The 20,329-nt window shown below is 66.2% G+C and carries 20 protein-coding genes; 4 read left to right on the top strand and 16 right to left on the bottom strand.

Annotated elements, in window-relative coordinates:
* Positions 1-62 precede the first annotated feature (62 nt).
* Positions 63-1,172: an S-(hydroxymethyl)glutathione dehydrogenase/class III alcohol dehydrogenase gene (locus Q0996_RS10500; RefSeq protein WP_299618749.1), complete on the bottom strand. Its 1,110-nt coding sequence runs from the start codon at positions 1,170-1,172 to the stop codon at positions 63-65.
* A 178-nt stretch (positions 1,173-1,350) separates the two neighbouring features.
* On the opposite strand from Q0996_RS10500, the gene Q0996_RS10495 reads away from it, so the two are divergent.
* Positions 1,351-2,082: an aldolase gene (locus tag Q0996_RS10495; protein ID WP_299618746.1), complete on the top strand. Its 732-nt coding sequence runs from the start codon at positions 1,351-1,353 to the stop codon at positions 2,080-2,082.
* A gap of 29 nt (positions 2,083-2,111) precedes the next feature.
* A complete protein-coding gene (locus Q0996_RS10490) occupies positions 2,112-2,492 on the top strand; it encodes a VOC family protein (RefSeq protein ID WP_299618743.1) in 381 nt (126 codons plus the stop codon).
* 27 nt (positions 2,493-2,519) lie between these two features.
* Here Q0996_RS10490 and Q0996_RS10485 read toward each other — a convergent pair whose 3' ends face one another.
* Positions 2,520-2,957: a hypothetical protein gene (locus tag Q0996_RS10485; RefSeq protein WP_299618741.1), complete on the bottom strand. Its 438-nt coding sequence runs from the start codon at positions 2,955-2,957 to the stop codon at positions 2,520-2,522.
* A 227-nt stretch (positions 2,958-3,184) separates the two neighbouring features.
* Between Q0996_RS10485 and Q0996_RS10480 the strand changes: the two genes are divergently transcribed.
* A complete protein-coding gene (locus Q0996_RS10480) occupies positions 3,185-3,994 on the top strand; it encodes an alpha/beta hydrolase (RefSeq protein ID WP_299618739.1) in 810 nt (269 codons plus the stop codon).
* 17 nt (positions 3,995-4,011) lie between these two features.
* On the opposite strand, the gene Q0996_RS10475 is transcribed toward Q0996_RS10480, so the two are convergent.
* Genes Q0996_RS10475 through Q0996_RS10460 form a run of 4 tightly spaced genes read right to left on the bottom strand, consistent with a single transcriptional unit; the run spans position 4,012 to position 7,941 of the window.
* The gene (locus Q0996_RS10475; RefSeq protein ID WP_299618736.1) at positions 4,012-5,634 is read right to left on the bottom strand and encodes a molybdopterin-binding/glycosyltransferase family 2 protein; all 1,623 of its coding nucleotides are present in this window, start codon (positions 5,632-5,634) and stop codon (positions 4,012-4,014) included.
* Complete coding sequence (locus Q0996_RS10470) at positions 5,631-6,383, bottom strand: XdhC family protein (protein ID WP_299618733.1); 753 nt, start codon at positions 6,381-6,383, stop codon at positions 5,631-5,633. Before Q0996_RS10470 ends, Q0996_RS10475 begins: the two co-directional genes overlap by 4 nt.
* Positions 6,380-6,721 (bottom strand): XdhC family protein, encoded by a 342-nt coding sequence (locus Q0996_RS10465; RefSeq protein ID WP_299618730.1) that lies wholly within the window; start codon positions 6,719-6,721, stop codon positions 6,380-6,382. Before Q0996_RS10465 ends, Q0996_RS10470 begins: the two co-directional genes overlap by 4 nt.
* Positions 6,700-7,941, bottom strand: coding sequence for a VWA domain-containing protein (locus Q0996_RS10460; protein WP_299618726.1), 1,242 nt, complete (start codon positions 7,939-7,941; stop codon positions 6,700-6,702). Before Q0996_RS10460 ends, Q0996_RS10465 begins: the two co-directional genes overlap by 22 nt.
* 201 nt (positions 7,942-8,142) lie before the next feature.
* On the opposite strand from Q0996_RS10460, the gene Q0996_RS10455 reads away from it, so the two are divergent.
* Positions 8,143-8,406: a hypothetical protein gene (locus Q0996_RS10455; RefSeq protein ID WP_299618723.1), complete on the top strand. Its 264-nt coding sequence runs from the start codon at positions 8,143-8,145 to the stop codon at positions 8,404-8,406.
* 94 nt (positions 8,407-8,500) lie between these two features.
* On the opposite strand, the gene Q0996_RS10450 is transcribed toward Q0996_RS10455, so the two are convergent.
* The 10 genes from Q0996_RS10450 to Q0996_RS10405 form a co-directional block, all read right to left on the bottom strand.
* On the bottom strand, positions 8,501-10,036 hold the full coding sequence (locus tag Q0996_RS10450; protein WP_299618720.1) for a sodium:alanine symporter family protein: 1,536 nt from the start codon (positions 10,034-10,036) through the stop codon (positions 8,501-8,503).
* 103 nt (positions 10,037-10,139) lie between these two features.
* On the bottom strand, positions 10,140-10,574 hold the full coding sequence (locus tag Q0996_RS10445; protein ID WP_299618717.1) for a universal stress protein: 435 nt from the start codon (positions 10,572-10,574) through the stop codon (positions 10,140-10,142).
* A 212-nt stretch (positions 10,575-10,786) separates the two neighbouring features.
* Positions 10,787-11,716, bottom strand: coding sequence for a MoxR family ATPase (locus tag Q0996_RS10440; protein ID WP_299618714.1), 930 nt, complete (start codon positions 11,714-11,716; stop codon positions 10,787-10,789).
* A gap of 65 nt (positions 11,717-11,781) precedes the next feature.
* Positions 11,782-12,120, bottom strand: coding sequence for a DUF1318 domain-containing protein (locus tag Q0996_RS10435; protein WP_299618711.1), 339 nt, complete (start codon positions 12,118-12,120; stop codon positions 11,782-11,784).
* Between the two features lie 70 nt (positions 12,121-12,190).
* Positions 12,191-12,394: a YnbE family lipoprotein gene (locus Q0996_RS10430; protein ID WP_299618708.1), complete on the bottom strand. Its 204-nt coding sequence runs from the start codon at positions 12,392-12,394 to the stop codon at positions 12,191-12,193.
* 139 nt (positions 12,395-12,533) lie between these two features.
* Positions 12,534-15,644: a YdbH domain-containing protein gene (locus Q0996_RS10425; RefSeq protein ID WP_299618705.1), complete on the bottom strand. Its 3,111-nt coding sequence runs from the start codon at positions 15,642-15,644 to the stop codon at positions 12,534-12,536.
* 97 nt (positions 15,645-15,741) lie between these two features.
* The gene (locus tag Q0996_RS10420; RefSeq protein WP_299618702.1) at positions 15,742-16,536 is read right to left on the bottom strand and encodes a xanthine dehydrogenase family protein subunit M; all 795 of its coding nucleotides are present in this window, start codon (positions 16,534-16,536) and stop codon (positions 15,742-15,744) included.
* Positions 16,537-16,549: 13 nt separating this feature from the next.
* Positions 16,550-18,913 (bottom strand): xanthine dehydrogenase family protein molybdopterin-binding subunit, encoded by a 2,364-nt coding sequence (locus Q0996_RS10415; protein WP_299618699.1) that lies wholly within the window; start codon positions 18,911-18,913, stop codon positions 16,550-16,552.
* A 4-nt stretch (positions 18,914-18,917) separates the two neighbouring features.
* Positions 18,918-19,385, bottom strand: coding sequence for a (2Fe-2S)-binding protein (locus tag Q0996_RS10410; protein WP_299618697.1), 468 nt, complete (start codon positions 19,383-19,385; stop codon positions 18,918-18,920).
* 183 nt (positions 19,386-19,568) lie between these two features.
* Positions 19,569-20,198 carry a carbon monoxide dehydrogenase subunit G gene (locus tag Q0996_RS10405; RefSeq protein WP_299618695.1) on the bottom strand — a complete coding sequence of 210 codons (630 nt, stop codon included), beginning with the start codon at positions 20,196-20,198 and terminating at the stop codon, positions 19,569-19,571.
* Positions 20,199-20,329 lie beyond the last annotated feature (131 nt).

The raw sequence follows: 20,329 nt of genomic DNA, 5'->3' as shown, positions 1-20,329 counted from the left end.
TCGCTTTTTGCCGGTCTGCCCTAGGCGCGCCGGCCTGTCGAACTCTCGGTGAGCTGGAAGCTCTAGTACACGATCACGCTGCGGATGGACTTGCCCTCGTGCATCAGGTCGAAGGCGTTGTTGATCTCATCCAGCGGCATGGTGTGGGTAATCAAATCGTCGATGTTGATCTTACCCTCCATGTACCAGTCGACGATCCGCGGCACGTCGGTGCGGCCGCGCGCGCCGCCGAAGGCCGTGCCCTTCCAAACGCGCCCGGTGACGAGCTGGAAGGGGCGGGTGGCGATCTCCTGGCCGGCGCCGGCGACGCCGATGATCACCGACACGCCCCAGCCCTTGTGGCAGCACTCCAGGGCCTGGCGCATGGTATTGACGTTGCCGATGCACTCGAAGCTGTAGTCGGCGCCGCCACCGGTGAGATCGACGAGATAGGGCGCGATATCGCCCTCCACCTCCTTGGGATTGACGAAGTGGGTCATGCCGAACTGCTCGGCCAGCGCCTTCTTGGCCGGGTTGGTGTCGACCCCGACGATCATGTTGGCGCCGACCAGGCGGGCGCCCTGGATCACATTCAGGCCGATGCCGCCGAGGCCGAAGACCACCACGTTGGCGCCCGGCTCGACGTTTGCCGTGTTGACCACGGCACCGACGCCGGTGGTGACGCCGCAGCCGATGTAGCAGATCTTGTCGAAGGGCGCGTCCTCGCGCACCTTGGCCAGGGCGATCTCCGGCAGGACCGTGTAGTTGGAGAAGGTGGAGCAGCCCATGTAGTGGAGCACCGGCTTGCCGTCCAGGGAGAAGCGGCTGCTGCCGTCGGGCATCAGGCCCTGGCCCTGGGTGGTCCGGATGGCCTGGCAGAGATTGGTCTTGGGGTTCAGGCAGTATTCGCACTGGCGGCATTCGGGGGTATAGAGCGGAATGACGTGGTCGCCTTTCTTCAGCGAGGTGACGCCGGCCCCGACGTCGACCACCACGCCGGCCCCTTCGTGACCGAGGATTGCCGGAAAGAGGCCTTCCGGATCTTCGCCGGACAGGGTGAAGGCATCGGTATGGCAGACCCCGGTCGCCTTGACCTCCACCAGGACCTCGCCCTCCCTGGGGCCCTCCAACTGCACCGTTTCGATCGACAAGGGTTTGCCGGCCTCAAAGGCCACCGCTGCGCGCACGTCCATGTAGCTTCCCCCAAAGGAACGATTTTGAGAATCGACTGATTGTGAGGCTAGTCTAGGATGACTGCCGGCTGACCGCCACTCCCGGGCCGCGTGCCGCGCTAGGTTTTGTGGCGGGGCCGGCATTAGGATAAGAGAGTGACGGGGTCCCGCGAAGGGCCCTTGGGTATCGAAGGAGTGCTTGATGGACGACTCCCTGAGCCAGGCGCGTGTCGATCTGGCGGCCGCCCTGCGGCTGGCGGCGCGCTTTGATCTGAACGAAGGCATCTGCAACCACTTCAGCTATGCGCCGCCGGAACGGCCGGGCTGTTTCCTGGTCAATCCCTTCGGCCTCCACTGGTCGCAGATCAGGGCCAGCGATCTGCTTCTGGTAGACAACGACGGCCGCGTGCTCGAGGGCGACGGGGAGCTGGAGACCACCGCCTTCTGCATCCATTCGCGCATCCACATGCGCCATCCCCGCGCCACCTGCGTGCTGCACACCCACATGCCCTATGCCACCACCCTGACCTCCCTGGAAGACACGCCGCTGGAGCCGATCAGCCAGAACGCGCTGCGCTACTACAACGACGTGGCCTATGACCCCTCCTACAACGGGCTGGCCGGAGATGTGGACGAGGGCGAGCGCATGGCGGCCGCCCTGGGCGACAAGCGGGTGCTGTTCCTGGCCAACCATGGCGTGGTCGTGGTCGGCGGCAGCGTCGCCAAGGCTTTCGAGGATCTCTATTACCTGGAGAAGGCCTGCCAGTTGCAGGTGCTGGCGCTGTCCACGGGCCGCCCGCTGAAGCGGGTCACTGACAACATTGCCGCGACCACCTTCACCAAGCCCGATGTCGAGCAGCGCTATGCCAACGCGCATTTCGCCGCGCTGAAGCGCCTGCTCGATGCCGAGGACGCCACCTACGTGAACTGAGACCCAGCAAGCGAGAGAGAGGTCTGCCGATGCACAAGAGCCGCCTTGCCGCCGTTGTCCTCGACTGTCAAAGCGATGACTTCGAACGGGACGCCGCCTTTTGGGGGGCTGCTCTCGGCTGGGAGGCGGCCCCCTTACGAGAGGGGCAGGATCCACGCTACCGGGATCTCGCGACGCCTGTGGAGTTTCCCAAGCTGCTTCTGCAGCAGGTCGACCATCCCAGCCGCGCCCATCTCGACATCGAGACCGACGACATAGAGGCGGAGGTGCAGCGGCTGGAGAAGCTGGGGGCCAAGCGCATCGCCCAGGTTCGCACCTGGTGGATCATGGAGGCGCCCAGCGGCCACCGCTTCTGTGTCGTCAGGCCGCAGCGCCCCGGCTTCGAAGAGGGCGCGAAGGAGTGGCCGTAGACATGGGTCCGTTCGCAAGCGGTCTCGCTAGGGAGACTCCCATCCCGGGATGAACTCGCTGATTTCCGTTTGAATGTCTATGTTGTGAGCGACCCAGCCGCCCGATGCCTTCGCCAGAAAGAACTGCAGAAAGAGGAAGTCATCGGATGATGTGCGGATGACGTAGATATAGCGCTTCAGCGTATCCCCGAGCTCCTCGGATTCCAGTTGATCCACATAGTTCACCTTTTCATCGTCCACCAGAAAGCTGTCGAAAACCCAGCCGACAACTTGGCGTCCTTGATCACCATAGTGTTTCTTCATGGTCTCTGCGAAACCTTCGCGGTCCGTTTCAAGCAAAGGCTTGAGCATCTGCTCTATTGGTTCCTTCGGATCGCCGTATCGCGGCAAATCGAATGCCCTTGCCCCGTCTATTTCGACGATGCATAGCGAGAGGATCGCAAGGAGCCAGTGAAGTGGTCTCATGTTTGTTTCTTCCCTGTGTTCGGCATCAAGACACCAAGCAGTGCGGCTGCGCAGTCGCGGAGCCGGAATCCTACTTTAGGTATAATGCGTCTTCGGAATCGATCTCGCAATGGTTGCGGTTGGTTAACCTCCGTAAATGCCTTTGAGCTACACTTGGCCAGCAGTTTCGCGTCGATGACGGCCGCCTTTTCACAAGGGTGTCGGAGCGGAGGATGGGAAAAGGACTGATGGGATTCGTTTGGGGTTTACTGGCAGCCTATCTGGCTCTGCTGGTGGTCATGTTTCTGGCCCAGCGCAGCCTGCTCTATCCCGCGGCGACCAATACACCCCGGCTGTCGGACCATGGCCTGCCGGGCATGGGCGCCATCGAGACGCAGCCGGAACCGGGCTTGACCCTTACCCACTGGTTCCACCCGCCGGCCGACCCGGACCAGCCGGTCATCCTCTACTTTCATGGCAATGCCGGCCACCGCGGTGACCGGGTGGCCAAGATGCGACCCTTCATCGACGCGGGATTCGGTCTGTTGCTCACCGGCTACCGCGGCTACGGCGGCAATCCCGGCAGGCCCAGCGAGACCGGCCTCAGCGCCGATGCCCGCTCGGTGCACGACTGGCTCCTGGCCCAGGGTTACAAGCCCGGGCAGATCGTCATCTTCGGAGAATCCCTGGGCACCGCGGTCTCGGTGAAGCTGGCCAGCGAGCGGCCGCCGGCGGCACTGGTCTTGGAAGCGCCGCCCAGTTCCATCGCCGATGTGGCTGCCGCCCACTACTGGTATCTGCCGGTGCGCCTGCTGATCCGCGACCCCTGGGACTCGCACTCGCGCATCGGCTCCATCAAGGTGCCGCTGTTCCTGATGCACGGCGCCCGCGACCGCGTGGTGCCCGCCCGCTTCGGCCGGAAGCTCTTCGAAGCGGCCAGCGAGCCGAAGCAGGCCCTGTTCCACGATACCGCCATGCACACCGACCTGCTGGACTACCGCGAGGTGGTGGAGGCGGTGATGGCCTTCATCCGGGAAACAACGGCACAGCCCCAATAGGCCGGCTCTGCCGGCCGCTACGCGCCCAGGGCGGCAAGGGCCTCCGGCGTGTCGACGTCCACAAGCACGGCATCGTCGTCCATGGGCACTTCGCAGACCGCCTCGGCGTGCTCGCCGATCAGGGCCCGCGCGCCCACGTCGCCGGCCACCTCCTGCATCTCGGCAAAGAAGCGCTTGGCGAAGAGCACCGGATTGCCGCGCTTGCCCTGCCAGGTGGGCACGCAGATGGCGCGGCCCTCCAGCGGATCGAACGCGGCGATCAGGCGGTCGACGGCCTTGGGTGAGAGGCGCGGCATGTCGCCCAGGCAGACCAGCACCCCGTCGATATCTTCCGGCAGGGCGGCGAGCCCGCGCTTCAGGGAGGAGGAAAGGCCGCTGGCAAAGTCCGGATTGTGGGTCAAGGTAAACCGCCCTTCGGGCAGGGCCGCTTCCACCGCCGCATAGTCGTGGCCGGTCACCACGGCCAGGGGTGCGGCCTGGGAGGACAGCAGACAGTCCGCCACGCGGGTGACCATGGGCGTGCCGTCGACGGGGATCAGCAGCTTGTTGCGCTTGCCCATGCGCCGCGACTGACCGGCCGCCAGAACCACCGCGGCGATGCGCGGCGCCCGGGGCGGACCTTCGGCGCGCTCCACGGCCTCGGCGCGGGGCAGGGGCCGGCTGGCAATCTCCTTCAGAAGGCCGCCGGTGCCCATGCGCATGACCTCTTCCGGGGTAACCTCCAGGCCGGCGACCAGGCGCCGCAGCACCCAGTCGAAACCGTTGAGCTTGGGTGAGCGCGCGCAGCCCGGCAGGCCGACCACCGGACGGTCCTCCAGCTTCCCCAGGAGGATCAGATTGCCGGGGTCCACCGGCATCCCGAAATGGTCGACGCTGCCGCCCGCCGCCGTAAGGGCGCTCGGCAGCACGTCCCGCCGGTCGACGATGGCCGAGGCGCCGGACATCAAGATGATCTCGCAATCCTCCCGGACCAGGGTCGCGAGGGCAGCGGTCACGGGGGCCTGTTCGTGGGGGCAGCGGCGCTCGACCGCCGGCGCACAGTCGAGCATGGCCAGGCGCTGGTTCGCGACATCGCGGGTCTTGTCCAGCAGGCTCGCCTTCGTCCCCGGCAGTTCGGTCTGCAGCAGCCCTACCTTGCGCGCCATGAGCGCGGCAACGGACAACAGCGGTTCGCCCCGGCCGATGACCGCCAGGCAGGCTTCCAGCACGTGGCGGGTGATGGCGAAGGGAATGATCTTGATGGTCGCGGCCATCTGGCGCGGTTCCACCAGGTCGCAAGGCGGCAGGGTCGCCAGGGTCACCGCTTCGTCGACCAGGTTCAAGGCATCGATACGGTCCCGCTCCGCCACCAGCAGGCCGCGGGTCTGGACCATCAGGTTGCAGCGGCCGGTGAAGCTCTCGCTGGCCGTCAGGCCATGGCCGCAGATCGCAGCGGCCAGCGCCGTCGCCGCTTCGTCCTCATGGACCTCGTCGGCTTCGAGACGCGCCACGACGATGCGCCCGACCCCGGCCTTGTTTAGCTTGGCGAGGTCGGCCTTCGACAGGCGGCGCCCCTTCTTGAAGGCCAGACCCTTGGCTTTCAGGGAGTGGACGAGGATGGCACCCGCCGCCTCGCCGGTCGGGACTTCGCCGAAGATCATTGTGCGGCCTCGGCGCCCTGGCCCTGGCGCTGGCCCGGCGGCCTCGCTTTGACCAGGGGCGATGCCCCGTGCAGGACCTGGGTCATCTGGGCAAGGATCGCAATGGCGATCTCCGCCGGGCTCTTGGCGCCGATGGCCAGACCGATGGGGCCGTGAATGCGTGCCAGGGCCGCCTCCTCCAGGCCTTCACCGCGCAGGCGGTCCAGGCGCTTGCCATGGGTTTTTCGGCTGCCCAGGGCACCGATGTAGAAGGCCGGGGAGCGCAGGGCGACCGTCAGGGCCGGGTCGTCCAGTTTCGGGTCGTGGGTCAGCACCACGACCGCGGTGCGGTGATCCGGCTGCAGGCTGCGCAGGGCCTCGTCGGGCCAGCCCTCCACCAGGGTGACGTCGGGAAAGCGCTCCGTGTTGGCCCAGGCCTTGCGCGGGTCCACCATCAGCACCTCGTAGCCGGCCAGTTGCGCCATGGGCACAAGGGCCTGGCTGATGTGGACGGCGCCGACGGTGATCAGGCGCAGGGGCGGATTGAAGACGTGAACGAAAATCCCGTCATCTTCCGCCAGGGGACCGCTGCGGTCGGCCTGGATGGCGGCCTCGACGGCTGCGAAGAGGCCCGCGTCCAATGCAAGGTCGCCTTGCCGGTCGCTGTCTACGATCAAGGCTTGTTGGCCGTCGCGCAGGTCGGTGACGAGGGCCGCCGGCCGCTTGGCCCGGCGCGCCGCCTGCAGCGCTTCCAGAAGGGCCCGCTTCATTCGACGGCCTCGACGAAAACGCGGATGGTGCCGCCGCAGGCGAGCCCCACTTCCCAGGCCTGTTCGTCGGAGACGCCGAATTCCAGCAGCTTGCCGGGCGCGCCCGCCATGATGGCCTGGGCCTCATGCACCACCGCGCCCTCGATGCAGCCGCCGGAGACCGAGCCCTGCAGGCGTAGCTGGTCGTCGACGATCAGTTGGCTGCCGACAGGGCGGGGCGAGGAACCCCAGGTCGAGACGACGGTGGCCACGGCCACGCTGTGGCCCTCGTCCCGCCAGCGCAGGGCCTCCGCCAGCAGGTCCGCGGCCCCGGCGGTTATGGGTTCCTGCTTTGCCATGACGTCAGTCCTTCCTCGCGCCGCGCCGCAGGGCGGGTGAGCACGGCCGAAAGCTCCGTGAGACTCTGCAAGTTGTGAACGGCGCGAAAGTCGTCCACGTGGGCGATCATCGCCTTAGCCCCCATAGATTTTGGCTCGTAGGCATCGTAGCGCAAGAGGGGATTGAGCCAGATCAGGCGGCGGCAGGACTTGTGCAGGCGCTCGATCTCGCCGGCCAGGCCCTCCGCGTTGTCCCGGTCCAGCCCGTCGGAGATCAGCAGGACGAGGGCCCCCTGTCCCAGAACGCGCCTGGCCCAGGTGACGTTGAAGTCTTGAAGACAGGCACCGATCCGTGTGCCCCCGGACCAGTCGACCACCAACTCGGAGACCTTCTCCACCGCGACGTCCACGTCCTTGTGGCGCAGGTGCCGGGTGATGTTGGTAAGGCGCGTGCCGAAGACGAAGCTGTGCACCCGGTCGCGGTCGTTTGTGATGGCGTGCATGAAGTGCAGCAGCATGCGCGAGTAGCGGCTCATGGACCCGGAGATATCGCAGATCACCACCAGCGGCGGATGGCGCCGGCGCTGCCGCTTCCAGCGCAGTGGTATGGTGTCGCCGCCGCTGCGCAGCCCCGCGCGCATGGTCGCACGCAGGTCCGCGCGCTGTCCCTGCCGTGCCGTGCGAAAGCGCCGCGTCGGGACCTCCATGATCGGCAGGCGCATGGCCTGGATGGCGCGTTTGGCCTCGGCCAGCTCTTCGCCGGACATCTTCTCGAAATCGATGGTTTGCAGGACCTCCTTGTTGGAGAAGGTCATGACCGCGTCGATCTCGGTTTGCTCTTCCGCTTCGCCGGGCGGCGAGCCGTCGTCCTTGGGCCGCAGCACGTCGGTCAGGCGCCGGCTTAACTCCTCACCGCCTTGCGGCCGGCCGCCGGCGAGAGGGGTGATGTCCGGCAACAGCAGGCTCATCATCCGTTCGAGGATCTCCGGGTTGCGCCAGAACACATGGAACGCCTGATCGAAGATCTCCTGCTGGTCGCGGCGGTTTACGAAGACGGCATGGAGGGTCCAGTAGAAGTCCTCCCGCCGGGCCAGCCCGACCGCCGCTGCCGCCTCAAGCGCGTCCAGCACCTTGCCCGGGCCCACCGGCAAGCCGGCGGCCCGCAGCGTGCGGGCGAAGTAGAGAATGTTCTCCGCCAGCCGCCCGTCCCGTGGATCGGGGATGCTCTCTGCCGTGTTCATGGCCGCAGCTTACCCCAGTGGCCGGCGCGGGCACAGAGGCAGGGTCATTAGATTCCCTAATTCCTCGAATAAGGAAAAGTCGTTTGAAAATAGGAACTTAAGAGCGCACGTCTACCTCATGTGAGGAGTGAGAGACAGCGGGATACAGGTCTCGCGCAGCCGTGACGGCCTGTGTCTCGCCCGCCAAGGAGGAGCAGTCTGATGTCCAGTATCCAACCGTCCTTCGAGTCCCGGCCCTTCGGCCACCATGCGGAATTCGATACCACCGACGGCGGACCCAAGGCGCTGGGGCGCCGCATTCGCTGGAGCGTTGCCGTAGCGGCCCTCCTGGCCCTCGGGCTGCTGGCCGTGGTGAACCTCAACACCGCCCCCGTTGCCGGGACCGGGTCTGTGGCCGAACAGCCGCAGGGCGCGCATTCCGCACCCTTCGACGGCCGCGGCAAGTGGACCGGCTACGCACGCTGAGTGAGAGGGGTTCTCCGGCAAAAGAAAACCGGCGGCCTTTTGGCCGCCGGTTTCGGTTTCGGGCGCTGGGGCCCGGTTCGGTTTTGGGGCCCGGTTAATGGCCGCCGTACTTCTTGATCTCGCCGCTCTTCAGCCGTGACCAGTAGGAGGCCAGATCCTCCTTCACCACCGGGAAGAGGATGTAGAGCCCGATGATGTTGGCGATGGACATGGCGAAGATCGCCGAGTCGGAGAAGTCGATCACCGGACCCAGGTTCATCGACGCGCCGATCACCACGAAGACGCAGAAGATCACCTTGAACAGCAGGTCCATGGACTTGCTTTCGCCGAAGAGATAGGTCCAGCACTTCACCCCGTAGTAGGACCAGGACAGCATGGTCGAGAAGGCGAAGAGGATCACCGCCACCGCCAGAATGTAGGGGAACCAGGAGAACGCGCTCTCGAAGGCGAGGGAGGTCAGCTCGACGCCGCTCATGCCGCCGCCGGCGGTGTAGGTGCCGGTGATGACGATGACCAGGGCGGTCATGGTGCAGATCACCACGGTGTCGATGAAGGGCTCGTGCAGCGCCACCAGCCCTTCGGTCACCGGCTCCTTGGTGCGGACCGCCGAGTGGGCGATGGAGGCCGAGCCGATGCCCGCCTCGTTGGAGAAGGCGGCGCGGCGGAAGCCCTGGATCAGGGCGCCGATGAAGCCGCCGGCCACACCCTCGGGGCTGAAGGCCCCGCCGATGATGGCGCCAAAGGCCGCTGGCACCTGGCCGATGTTCATGATGATGATGATGAGGGCCGCGGTGCAGTAGATGATCGCCATGAAGGGGACGACCTTTTCGGTGACCCTGGCGATGGATTTGATGCCGCCGATGATCACGACGCCTACCAGGGCGGCGATGATCAGGCCGAAGAGCCAGCCCTTGTCGGCCATGAAGCTGCCTTCGCCGCCGGTCACGTTGACGAACTGCTGGAACGACTGATTGGCCTGGAACATGTTGCCGCCGCCCAGCGCGCCGGCGATGCAGCAGATGGCGAAGAACACGGCAAGGACCTTGCCGAGGCCGCCCATGCCCTTCTCCCCGAGCCCCTTGCTCAGGTAGTACATCGGTCCGCCCGACACCGTGCCGTCGGGATATTCGTTGCGGTACTTCACACCCAGGGTGCACTCGGCGAACTTCAGCGACATGCCGAGGAACCCGGCCAGGATCATCCAGAAGGTCGCGCCCGGCCCGCCGACGGAAACGGCGATGGCTACACCGGCGATGTTGCCCAGGCCGACGGTGCCGGAGAGCGCCGTCGCCAGAGCCTGGAAGTGGGAGACCTCGCCGGCGTCCTTGGGATTGGAGTAGTCGCCCCGGACCAGCGCGATGGCGTGGTTGAAGGCCCGCACCGAGATGAAGTTGAAATAGAAGGTGGCAAAGAGGGCGGCCACCACCAGCCAGACGACGATCACCGGAAGCCCGATCTCGTCGCTGACCGGCACCGAATAGAAGATCACTCCGGCGATGGCATTGGTGACCGGTGAGATGGCCTGATTGATGCGTTCATCCAGTCCCATCTCCGCACCGGCGGCGTCTTGAGCCCAGCATGCCGGTGCCCAGAGCACTGCGGTCAAAAAGGCCGCTAGCAACTTTTTCATGGAAGCCTCACTTTGGTTTTTGCGCCGCGATCCCCCCGCGGCTCGCCGCTCCGATCAGTGGTCTCGGAACGCGCTTTCATCGGGCTGTACTCCCGCCCGCCGTCTAGGGAATGACCGTGACCGGAACCGGCGAGATCTGCACGAGGCTGCCGGCGGTGCTGCCGAACAGCAGGGCCTGCAGCTTGGTCAGACCGCGCCGGCCAATGAAGATCTGGCTGGCCCCTTCCTCTTTGGCGAGTTGGCTCAACACTTCGGCGGCGTGGCCGTGGCGCACGATGCCCTTTGCGTCGACGCCGCGCGCCTTCAAGGACTCGAGGAGCGGCTGAACCACGTCGCTTTCGGCGCGGGTGATCTCCTCTTCGCGCCGCTTGTGGCGCTCTTCGTTTTCCTGCGGTGTGTTGAAGCTGTAGGGCGACCACTCGATCACATAGGCCACCACCAACTGCGTTTGGCTTTCGGCGGCCCGGCTCGCGGCAAAATCCGCGGCCCGCGATCCCCCGTCGCTGCCGTCCACCCCGACCAGCAAGCTGTTAGTCATTTAACTCTGCCTCTTTTTCGGCGGTCTGCCGATCGCGGCGAGCCGCCCCTGTTTGAAGAATGTGATTCTTTTCTTTTTAGGTTTGCATGAAAAACTAATGAACGCCAGGGTTAGATAGGCGGCTCTAATTCAATCCTTGCGTCAAATTCGGGGCAGGCGGGCTCATGCGCGAAAGGGCGCCGAACATACCGCTGGCTATGGATGGAAGCCTGTCAGGCGAAGGCGGCGCCGGTGAGTTCCGTCTTCACTTCGTTGAGCAGACGTGCCGCTTCGCTGCCTTGGATCCGGGCGATGTCGTCCTGATACTTCAGCAGCACGCCCAGGGTGTCGTCGATGGCCTGCGGGTCCAGGGCGACCTTATCCAACTGGGTCAGGGCCTCGGCCCAGTCAATGGTCTCGGCAATGCCCGGCAGTTTGAAGAGATCCTCCCGGCGCAGGGCCTGCACGAAGGCGACGATTTCCTGTGACAGCAGTGCCGGTGCCTCGGGCGCCTTAACTCTGAGAATTTCCAACTCCCGCGCGGCCGTCGGGTAGTCGACCCAGTGATAGAAGCAGCGGCGCTTCAGCGCATCGTGGATTTCCCGGGTGCGGTTGGAGGTGATGATCACGATAGGCGGGGCCGCCGCCGCGATGGTGCCCAGTTCCGGGATGGTGATCTGATAGTCGGAGAGCACTTCCAGCAGGAAGGCTTCGAAGGGCTCGTCGGTGCGGTCCAACTCGTCGATCAACAGCACCGGGGCACCCTGGGCGTCGGGCCGCAGCGCCTGCAGCAGGGGCCGCTCGATGAGGAAGCGCGGGTCGAAGATATCGCTGGCCAGGGCCTCGCGGTCGCTGCCGCCGGCCGCCTCGGCGACACGGATCTCCACCATCTGGCGCGGATAGTTCCACTCGTAGACGGCGGCGGAGACGTCGAGGCCCTCGTAGCACTGCAGCCGTACCAGCCGCCGGCCCAGGGTCTCGGCCAGCACCTTGGCGATCTCCGTCTTGCCGACGCCGGCCTCGCCCTCAAGAAACAGCGGGCGCCCCAGCTTCAGAGCAAGCAAGAGCACGGTGGCCAGGCTGCGCTCGCCGACGTAGTTGCCGCGCGACAGGAGCGCGAGCGCCTCGTCGACCGAGGCGGGAAGGGGGCTCTGCTCGCCCATCGCTCAGACTCTCTTGTTCGGATCGGGATCTTGGATGATTGGTCGCGGGCGTCTGCCCAGGGTCCCTACATTTGCCGCCATTCACCCTGCTCTGTCAAAAACCAAGTGCCGTCAGGCACCTGACCCAGGATTTCCTTGGCGTAGACGGCCCCGACCTGCTGTGCAGAGACGCCTTGCTTGCGAGCCTGTTCCGCGTAGATCGCCTGCCTCTTGGCGTTCACCTGTTCGACGAAGTCGGCGACGCTGGCATCGCGGGCGACGGCCAGGCCGTCGAAGCGCTCGCCGACCTTGCCGGCGGCACGCAGATCGTCCAGCGACTGGGCCGCTGCGGGTACGGCCAGAAGCGGCAGGACCAGAACCACGGCGGCCAGGCGGGCGATCAGGGAGAACCAGAACCTTGTCATGGACTATTCCTTCGCATTGGCATCAGCGGGTCCCTTGCCAGGGTGCCAGCCGATCTCAAGACCGCCACGGTCAGAAGATATCCGGATTGCTCTCAACGTCCTTGTCGGCCTGTTCTTCAAGCTTTACGCGGACTTCGGCATCTAATTTAACATTCAAGTTTATGGTGATCGGCTCCTTCGGCGCCTCCACCTGGACTTTGGGCGTGCAGGCGCCGAGAACCAGCCCCAGCAGGGCCACGGCATAGGCCGAGCTCCGAATCAATACGAGGCTCAAAACTCTCTCCCCTAGCAATCTGTCGCCTTCGATCCGAAAGCGAATGAAACCATACCAGTCTGGCGGGAGCCGACCAACGGCCCTTTGATCCTACGCGGCCCGCCGGCGTTTCATCCCCGGTGTTCGCATCTGCTTTGCGCTATTGGCGCAGTTGCCAGGCGCGGCGCAGGGCCTCGTCGGAGAGGGAATAGCCCTGGCGCAGCGCCTCCAGCACACTGGTCAGGTTGCTCTCGAGGTTGATGTTAAACCGAAAGGGCTGGCCATCCAGGACGGCGGGGTTCTGGCCCAGCAACGACAGCAGCACCTGGGCATCGTTGTTTGCGGACATGTTCACGGTGATGGAGAGATCCTCGTAGCGAAAGTCCTCCAGGGCCTTCACCGCCAGTTCCACCGTTTCTCCACCCCCGGACAGGGCCGAGGCCAGCGCCTGGGATCGGATCGAAAGCTGCCCCGGGGCCTGGGCGGTCAGCCGCCCATCGCTCACCACCAGGTTCTCTCCGTCGAAAAGGATCGGAATCTGCCCGGCGAGCAGACCGCGGCCGGAGAGGCCCTCGACCTCGATGAGCCTGAAGAAGGTCGCCAGATCCAGATTGTCGGTGGCAAGGAGGAGGCTGTTGTCTGGCGCGGTGGGGTCCAGCCGGGTTGCGCCCAGCCGCCACTGCGCACCGCCCAGCGTGAAGCCGCCGCCGGCGACCTGAAGCTGCGGCTGCGGATCGGCGGCCATCTCGAAGCGCAGCGTCATGTCCTCAAGGGGCGCGCCGGCATCGATCCGTCCGATGCTCAGCCTTTGGTCGGGTTCGCTGCGCAGCGGCAGGAGCGCCCGCAGCGCAAGGTCCAGTGACAGGTCTTCGACCGCGACCCCCTGGCTGCGGAAGGAGAGATCTTCGAGAACCAGCCTGGCGCTCTCTTCCGCGGGGTTCTGTGGCCATACGAAGGTGGCTTCAGCGAACAACCGGCCCTCGACGTCCTCCAGATCGGCGAGCAGAGGGGAGAGATCGGCCGGCTGAAGCGCATCGGGCGCGAAGCGGAGGAACCGGCTCTGGAATCGGGCCTTGGCCGTGCCGGCATCGTCGTAGCGCACTTCCAGCCGGCCGAGCCTCGGACCTGTCGTGAGGGTCACATCGGCGGCGACATCGTAACCGGCACCACGCCGCTGCAGCTCCCCGTCGATGGCCAGGGGCGCGACGAGGGGAGGATCGGTATCGCTGTGCAGGCTCGCCACGGAGAAGCGGCTTTCGAGCGGCGCCAGCTCCGCGTCGAGGGCCGTCCGCGCGATGACCGTCTCAGCAGTGATACCGTAGGCCGGCACGCCAAGCGATGCGACCGCGGTCTCGGCGGTTGCGTCGTGCCCGCGTCCGCTTTCGAAGCTACCGGTAACAGAAAACTTGCTGCTGCCCAGGCGGACTTCGAGCGGGGTGTCTGCGGTGGTGAGGACCTGCGCGTCCGTTGCCTTGCCCTGTCCTTGGAGACGGTAGCTGTAGCTCTGCTGTGACGGAGCCATGCGAAACTCAGCCTCGTCGATGCTGAGGGAAAGCTGACGCTTCAGCCGCAACGGCAGGTCCCGGGCCAACTGCGCAATGGCAAGGCTGCCGGCGCTCTTCAGCGCCGCCCCCAAGCCCTCGGCGTTGTAGGTGAGGGCAAGGGGGAGGGACAGTTCGAGGCCGCGGGCCTCGGCCTCGGCAAGGGGCAGGCGCTCGGCCAGAAAGCCGACCAACACGTCACCGGAGAACTGCGCCGGCAGGCCGTCTTCAGTGAGTGCTCCCGATCCGACAATGTCGGCTTCGACAGCGAGCCCGCGCCGGTTGGAGAACCGCATCTCTGCCTGCAGATCCGCGGCCCGCAGTGGCCAGGCCGCATCCATGGAAAGGGCGGCGGGTCTGGATCCCCCGGCCGCCACCACAAGAGAGAGATCGGACTCGAACAGCGGCAGGTATTCGCGGGCCAGGCCGAGGGCCGCCAAGCGCTCCGTCGCGGCCTGCTCGACACGGATCTCCATATCCTCGGTGAGACCGACCGTCACCTTGTCGCCCTCACGGCGCGCGGTCAGGGGAAGGTGGGCCGAGATCCCTTCGCTGCCGTCGGCCAGAGCCAGGTCGGCGAGGATGAGATCGCCATCCAGGCGGCCTTCGGCCTCTCGCAGCAGGGCGGCCAGCGCCTGCCAGGAGCGCGGTGTCTCGGCCTCTCCGGGCAGCACGGCCGCCAGATCGGCGACAAAGGTCATTCGGCCACGCTCCAGGGTCGCGCTGGGCACCGGAACCTGCCCGGCGAGCGCACCGGCGGAGCTCGCTTCGACGGCAAGGTCGGCCTCGATTCTCTGGCTCTCTCCCTCGGTCGCGAGCGTGGTCTTCAGGTCGAGACTGATCTGCTCCTCACCGCCGCCAAACGAGGTTGCCAGCGTGAAGTCAGCCGGCGTGCCGCTGGCCATGATCGCACCCTGGGCGAAGGCGATTGCCTCTCCCACGGCGGACCGGTAGGCGAGGTCTGCAAGGGTCAGGTCGGCGGCGATCTGCGGTGCTTCTCCCGGGGACTGGTTCACCGCGAGCGAGCCCACAAATTCCCCGATGGCGAGGTTGCGCCAGTCGATGCGTCCCTGACCGATGCTCGCGCCCAGGGAGAGGGCACCCTGCGGATCGAGGCCGCCTTCCAGCTCCGCCGAGAGTTGGCCGATCTCGCTCTCGGCGTCGGCGGTCAGGCGGCCGAAGACCGCGCCGTTGGCTTGGGGTTCGACGGAAGCGGTGAGGACCGTCGTCATCGTCCCCGCCTGGGTTTCGGTAAGAATCTCCGCTGCGTCCAAGCGGACGCGGGGAACGCCCTGAATCATCGCCGGGTCGAAGCCGCCATCACCGCCTGCCTTCGCCGAAGCTCCCAGGAGATGCTGCAGGCTGCCGAGCAGGGGGCCCTCGCCGGTGAGGTCGAGTCTGACTCTTAGTCCCTCGACAACGACTTCCTCAATCCGCGGCGCTTCGAGGTCCAGTGCGAAGGCGACCTGCAGACGCTCGACCGAGATCTCGCCCGAGTCACCGAGAACGACCTCGCCCAGTTCGATGCGCTGATGGGTCAGCGCGCGCACCTTCAGGGAGGCGACTGTGATGTCTTCGCGTTCCAAACGGTCGCGCAACAGCCAGGTCGTCAGCTCCTGGCGAAACAGGAGGCCGCCGGTGATCGCGATCAGAAGGGAGAGGCCGAGCCCGTAAGCCAGACGCCTCGGCCAGCGACGACCTTTTGGGACTTGCGGGTGTGTCGGGGCCATAGGCTGAGGCTAGCTCAAGGCCCCTTGGGTTCGGAACCGGAAAAGCAAGGGCCGGCCAAAAGCTGGCCGGCCCCGTAACAAACTCTGCTGTCGAAGATCAACCCGCGGCGGCGACCGCCCTGCGCAGCATCACGCCGACCAGATGCGCACGGTATTCTGCCGAGGCATGCAGGTCGCTGTTGAGGCCGTCGGCGGCGACGCCGACGTTGGTCACCGCATCGGCGGAGAAGCCGCCGCCCAGGGCGGCTTCGGCATCGGCCAGCCGGAATACGCAAGGGCCCGCCCCGGTGACGGCGACGCGCACGCCCGCCGGCCCGGAGCTCGCCATCACGCCGACGATGGCGTAGCGGGAGGCGGGGTTGGCAAATTTCTGATAGCCCGCTTTCTCCGGCACCGGAAAAGCCACGGCGGTGATGATCTCGTCATCGGCCAGGGCGGTTTCGAACATGCCGGTGAAAAAGTCGTCCGCCGCGATCTCCCGCTTGTTGGTGTGCACCGTGGCGCCGAGGCCGACCAGGGCCGCGGGATAGTCCGCCGCCGGGTCGTTGTTGGCGATGGAACCGCCGATGGTGCCGCAGTTGCGGACCTGGGCATCGCCGATGCCGTCGGCCAGGGCCGCGAGCGCCGGGATCTTCGCTTTCACGCTCGCATCGCCGGCCACGGTGGCGTGGGTGGTCATGGCCCCGATGACGATGGCGCCGCCGTCCTCGCGGATGCCCTTGAGATCGGCAATCGCCCCCAGATCGACCAGGTCCGACGGACTGGCCAGACGCTGCTTCAGGGTCGCGATCAGGGTCATGCCCCCGGCCAGCAGTTTGCCGTCGTCGGCGCCGGAGAGGGCCGCCGCCGCCTCGTCGACCGAGCCGGGGCGATGGTGATTGAAGTTGTACATTGTCTGCCTCTCCTTATTCCGCGGCCATCTGCTGGGTGTTGGCCAGGCGCCAGACCTTTTCGGTGCTGGCCGGCATGTCCATGGACAGGATGCCCAGCGCGTTGGTGATGGCGTTGATGGTCGCCGCCGGGGCCGCAATGGCACCGGCCTCGCCGCAGCCCTTCACGCCCAAGGGATTGTGCGTGCAGGCCGTCTCCGTCAGTCCGACGCGGAACGACGGCAGGTCGTCGGCCCGCGGCATGCAGTAGTCCATGTAGGAGCCGGTCAGAAGCTGGCCGCTGCCGTCGTAGACGCAGTTCTCCAGCAACGCCTGGCCGACGCCCTGGGCGATGCCGCCGTGGACCTGGCCCTCGACCACCATCGGGTTAATCACCTTGCCGAAGTCGTCGACGGCGACCCAGTCGACGATCTCGGTGACGCCCGTCGTCGGATCGATCTCCACCTCGCAGATGTGCACGCCCGCCGGATAGGTGAAGTTCAGCGGATCGTAGAACGCGGTCTCGTCGAGGCCGGGCTCCACGCCCTCCGGATAGTTGTGCGGCACATAGGCGGTGAAGGCCACCTCGGCGATGGACTTCTCCTTGTCGGTGCCGGCAACCCGGAAGGTGCCGTTGTCGAACTCCACGTCCTCCACAGAGGCTTCCATCAGGTGGGCCGCGATCTTGCGCGACTTCTCGATAATCTTGTCGCAGGCCCGGGCGATTGCCGAGCCGCCGACCGCCAGCGAGCGGGAGCCGTAGGTGCCCATGGCCATGGGGATCGAGCCGGTGTCGCCGTGCACGATCTCCACGTTCTCGATGGGAATGCCCAGGGTATCGGCCACCAACTGGGAGAAGGTGGTCTCATGCCCCTGTCCGTGGCTGTGGGAGCCGGTGAAAACCGAGACCGAGCCGGTGGCGTTGAAGCGCACCTGGGCCGATTCCCAGAGGCCGACGCCGGCGCCCAGGGAGCCGACCACCGCCGAGGGGGCGATGCCGCAGGCCTCGATATAAGCCGAGAAGCCGATGCCCCGCAGCTTGCCGTTGGCCTCGGAGTTCGACCGCCGCCCGGCAAAACCGGCGTAGTCGATCATCTCCAGGGCCATGTCCATGGAGGCCCCGTAGTTGCCGGTGTCGTACTGCAGCGCCACCGGCGTCTGGTAGGGGAACTGATCCGGCTGGATGAAATTTCGGCGGCGGATTTCCGCCGGGTCTATGCCCATCTCGCGGGCCGCCACCTCGACCAAACGCTCAACGACGAAGGTGGCCTCCGGCCGCCCGGCGCCGCGATAGGCATCCACGGGCGCGGTGTTGGTGAAGACCGCCTTCACGTTGGCGAAGATCACCGGCGTGGTGTACTGGCCGGCCAGCAGGGTGGCATAGAGATAGGTCGGCACGGAGGTCGCGAAGCTGGACAGATAGGCGCCCATGTTCGCCGTGGTGTCGACCTTCATGCCGAGGAACTTGCCGTTCTCGTCCATGGCCAGTTCGGCATGGGTGATGTGGTCGCGCCCGTGGGCGTCGGAGGTGAAGCTCTCGGAGCGCTCGGCCGTCCACTTGACCGGCGCCTTCACCTTCCTGGAGGCCCAGGTGCAGACCGTCTCCTCGGCGTAGCAGAAGATCTTGGAGCCGAAGCCGCCGCCCACGTCCGGGGCGATGACCCGCAGCTTGTTCTCGTTCAGTCCGAGCACGAAGGCGCAGAGGATCAGCTTCAGCAGGTGCGGGTTCTGGCTCGTCGAGTAGAGCGTGTAGCTGTCGGTGCCTGCATCGTAGTCGCCGATGGCGGCCCGCGGCTCCATGGCGTTGGGGATCAGCCGGTTGTTGACCAGATCGATCTTGGTCACGTGATGGGCATTGGCAAAGGCCGCATCGGCCTCGGCCTCGTCGCCCAGCACCCAGTCGTAGCAGAGGTTGCCCGGCGCATCGTCGTGCACCTGCGGGGCATCGGCGTCTCTGGCCTTGCCGGTCTCGGCCGCCGCCGGCAGTTCGCCATAGTCGACCTCGACCAGCTCCGCCGCGGCCTTGGCGGCGGCATAGCTCTCGGCGACGACCACGGCGACGTGATCGCCCACGTAGCGGGCCTTGTCCCGTGCCAGCGGGAAGTGCGGCGGCGCCTTGTGTGCCTCGCCATGGCGGTCGGTCACGACCCAGCCGCAGGGCAGGGAGCCGACGTTGTCAGCTTCCATGTCGGCGCCGGTGAAGACGGCGCGCACGCCCTCTGCCGCCTCGGCGGCGGCCTTGTTCACGCCCTTGATCTGCGCATGGGCATGGGGCGAGCGGACGAAGAAAGCGTAGAGCTGGCCCGGCCGGTTGATGTCGTCGGTGTAGCGGCCCTGTCCGGTGAGAAAGCGGAAGTCTTCCTTGCGCCTGACGCTGGCGCCGATTCCTGTGTCTGACATGCCCCTATCCCCTCATGTTCGCGGCGGCGGACTGAATCGCCTTGACGATGTTGTGGTAGCCGGTGCAGCGGCAGATGTTGCCTTCCAGCCACTCCCGGATCTCGCCTTCATCGGGGCTCGGGTTCTTGTTCAGAAGGTCGATGGCCGACATCACCATGCCGGGCGTGCAGAAGCCGCATTGCAAGCCATGGTGCTCGCGGAAGGCTTCCTGCATGGGGTGCAGTTCGCCGTTCTGGGCGATCCCCTCGATGGTGGTGACGCCGGCGCCGTCGGCCTGCAGGGCCAGCATGCTGCAGCTCTTGACGGACTCGCCGTTGACGTGAACGACGCAGGCCCCGCACTGGCTGGTGTCGCAGCCGACGTGCGTCCCGGTGAGCGAAAGCTGTTCGCGCAAGAACTCAACGAGCAGTGTACGGCCTTCAACCTCGCCCGTAACCGCCCGCCCATTGACTGTCATCGAAACAGTGGGCATGGGGACTCTCCCTTCCTTGACCTCCGAACCATCCGTCCGGCTTCTATTTTTTTCGCTAGTACCCGGTTTCCCTGCGATACCGGGCAAGAGTGCCTTACCTGCGGCGGTAAGTCTGTTGCCGCGAGACTTTCAGGTCAAGGGGCGCGGCGCGGGAAGAGGATGAAATTTTTTGTTGCCCTAGGCTTATAGCGCGAAGATGGCAATGAGGATGAGCACCGCGACCAAGAGTCCGGTGACCCAGACACCCACCGAAGCGCCGGCGCCCACGTCGGCATCGGGGTCGGCATCGGGGTCGGCATCTTGCTGCGCCGCAACCACTGGCTCTGCCGCCGCTTCGGGTTCGGCGGGTTCGGTTTCGGCGGCGGTCTCCGCCGGGCCGCCGACGGTCTCGGCGAAGCGCGCGAAAAAGTCGTCGGCCAGCTTCTTCGCGGTCCCGTCGATCAGGCGGGAGCCGATTTGTGCCAGCTTGCCGCCGACCTGGGCGTCGACGTCATAGTTCAGCAGGGTCGCGCCGCCGTCGTCTTCCAGGCGCACCTTAGCGCCACCCTTGGCAAAGCCGGCGGCGCCGCCCTTGCCCTCGCCGGCGATAGTATAGCCGTTGGGCGGATCGAGGTCGCTGAGGGTGACTTCGCCGGCAAAACGCGCCGAGACCGGGCCGACCTTGGCCCGCACCTTGGCAGTGAAGCTGGTGTCCGAGGTCTTTTCGATCTCCTCCACGCCCGGAATGCAGGCGCGCAGCACCTCGACATCGTTCAGCGCCTCCCAGACGGCTTGACGGGATGCTTCGATCCGATATTGGCCGGTCATCTGCATGGCGTGCTGCGTTCCTTTTTGCGCGGAGGGCTCGGTGATCTTGGCGGCGGCGGGCGGGCGCCCGATCTGGTCCCGCGCCGAGTTGCAGAATTGCCGCTTCGCGCGGGCCGTTCAAGTCCGCGTTCGCCCCC

It is taken from the genome of Pelagibius sp. (assembly GCF_028289705.1).
In the GTDB taxonomy this organism is placed as follows: domain Bacteria; phylum Pseudomonadota; class Alphaproteobacteria; order Kiloniellales; family Kiloniellaceae; genus Pelagibius.
The sequence above is the reverse complement of the archived record's forward strand: the minus strand, read 5'-3'. Positions and strand labels throughout refer to the sequence as shown.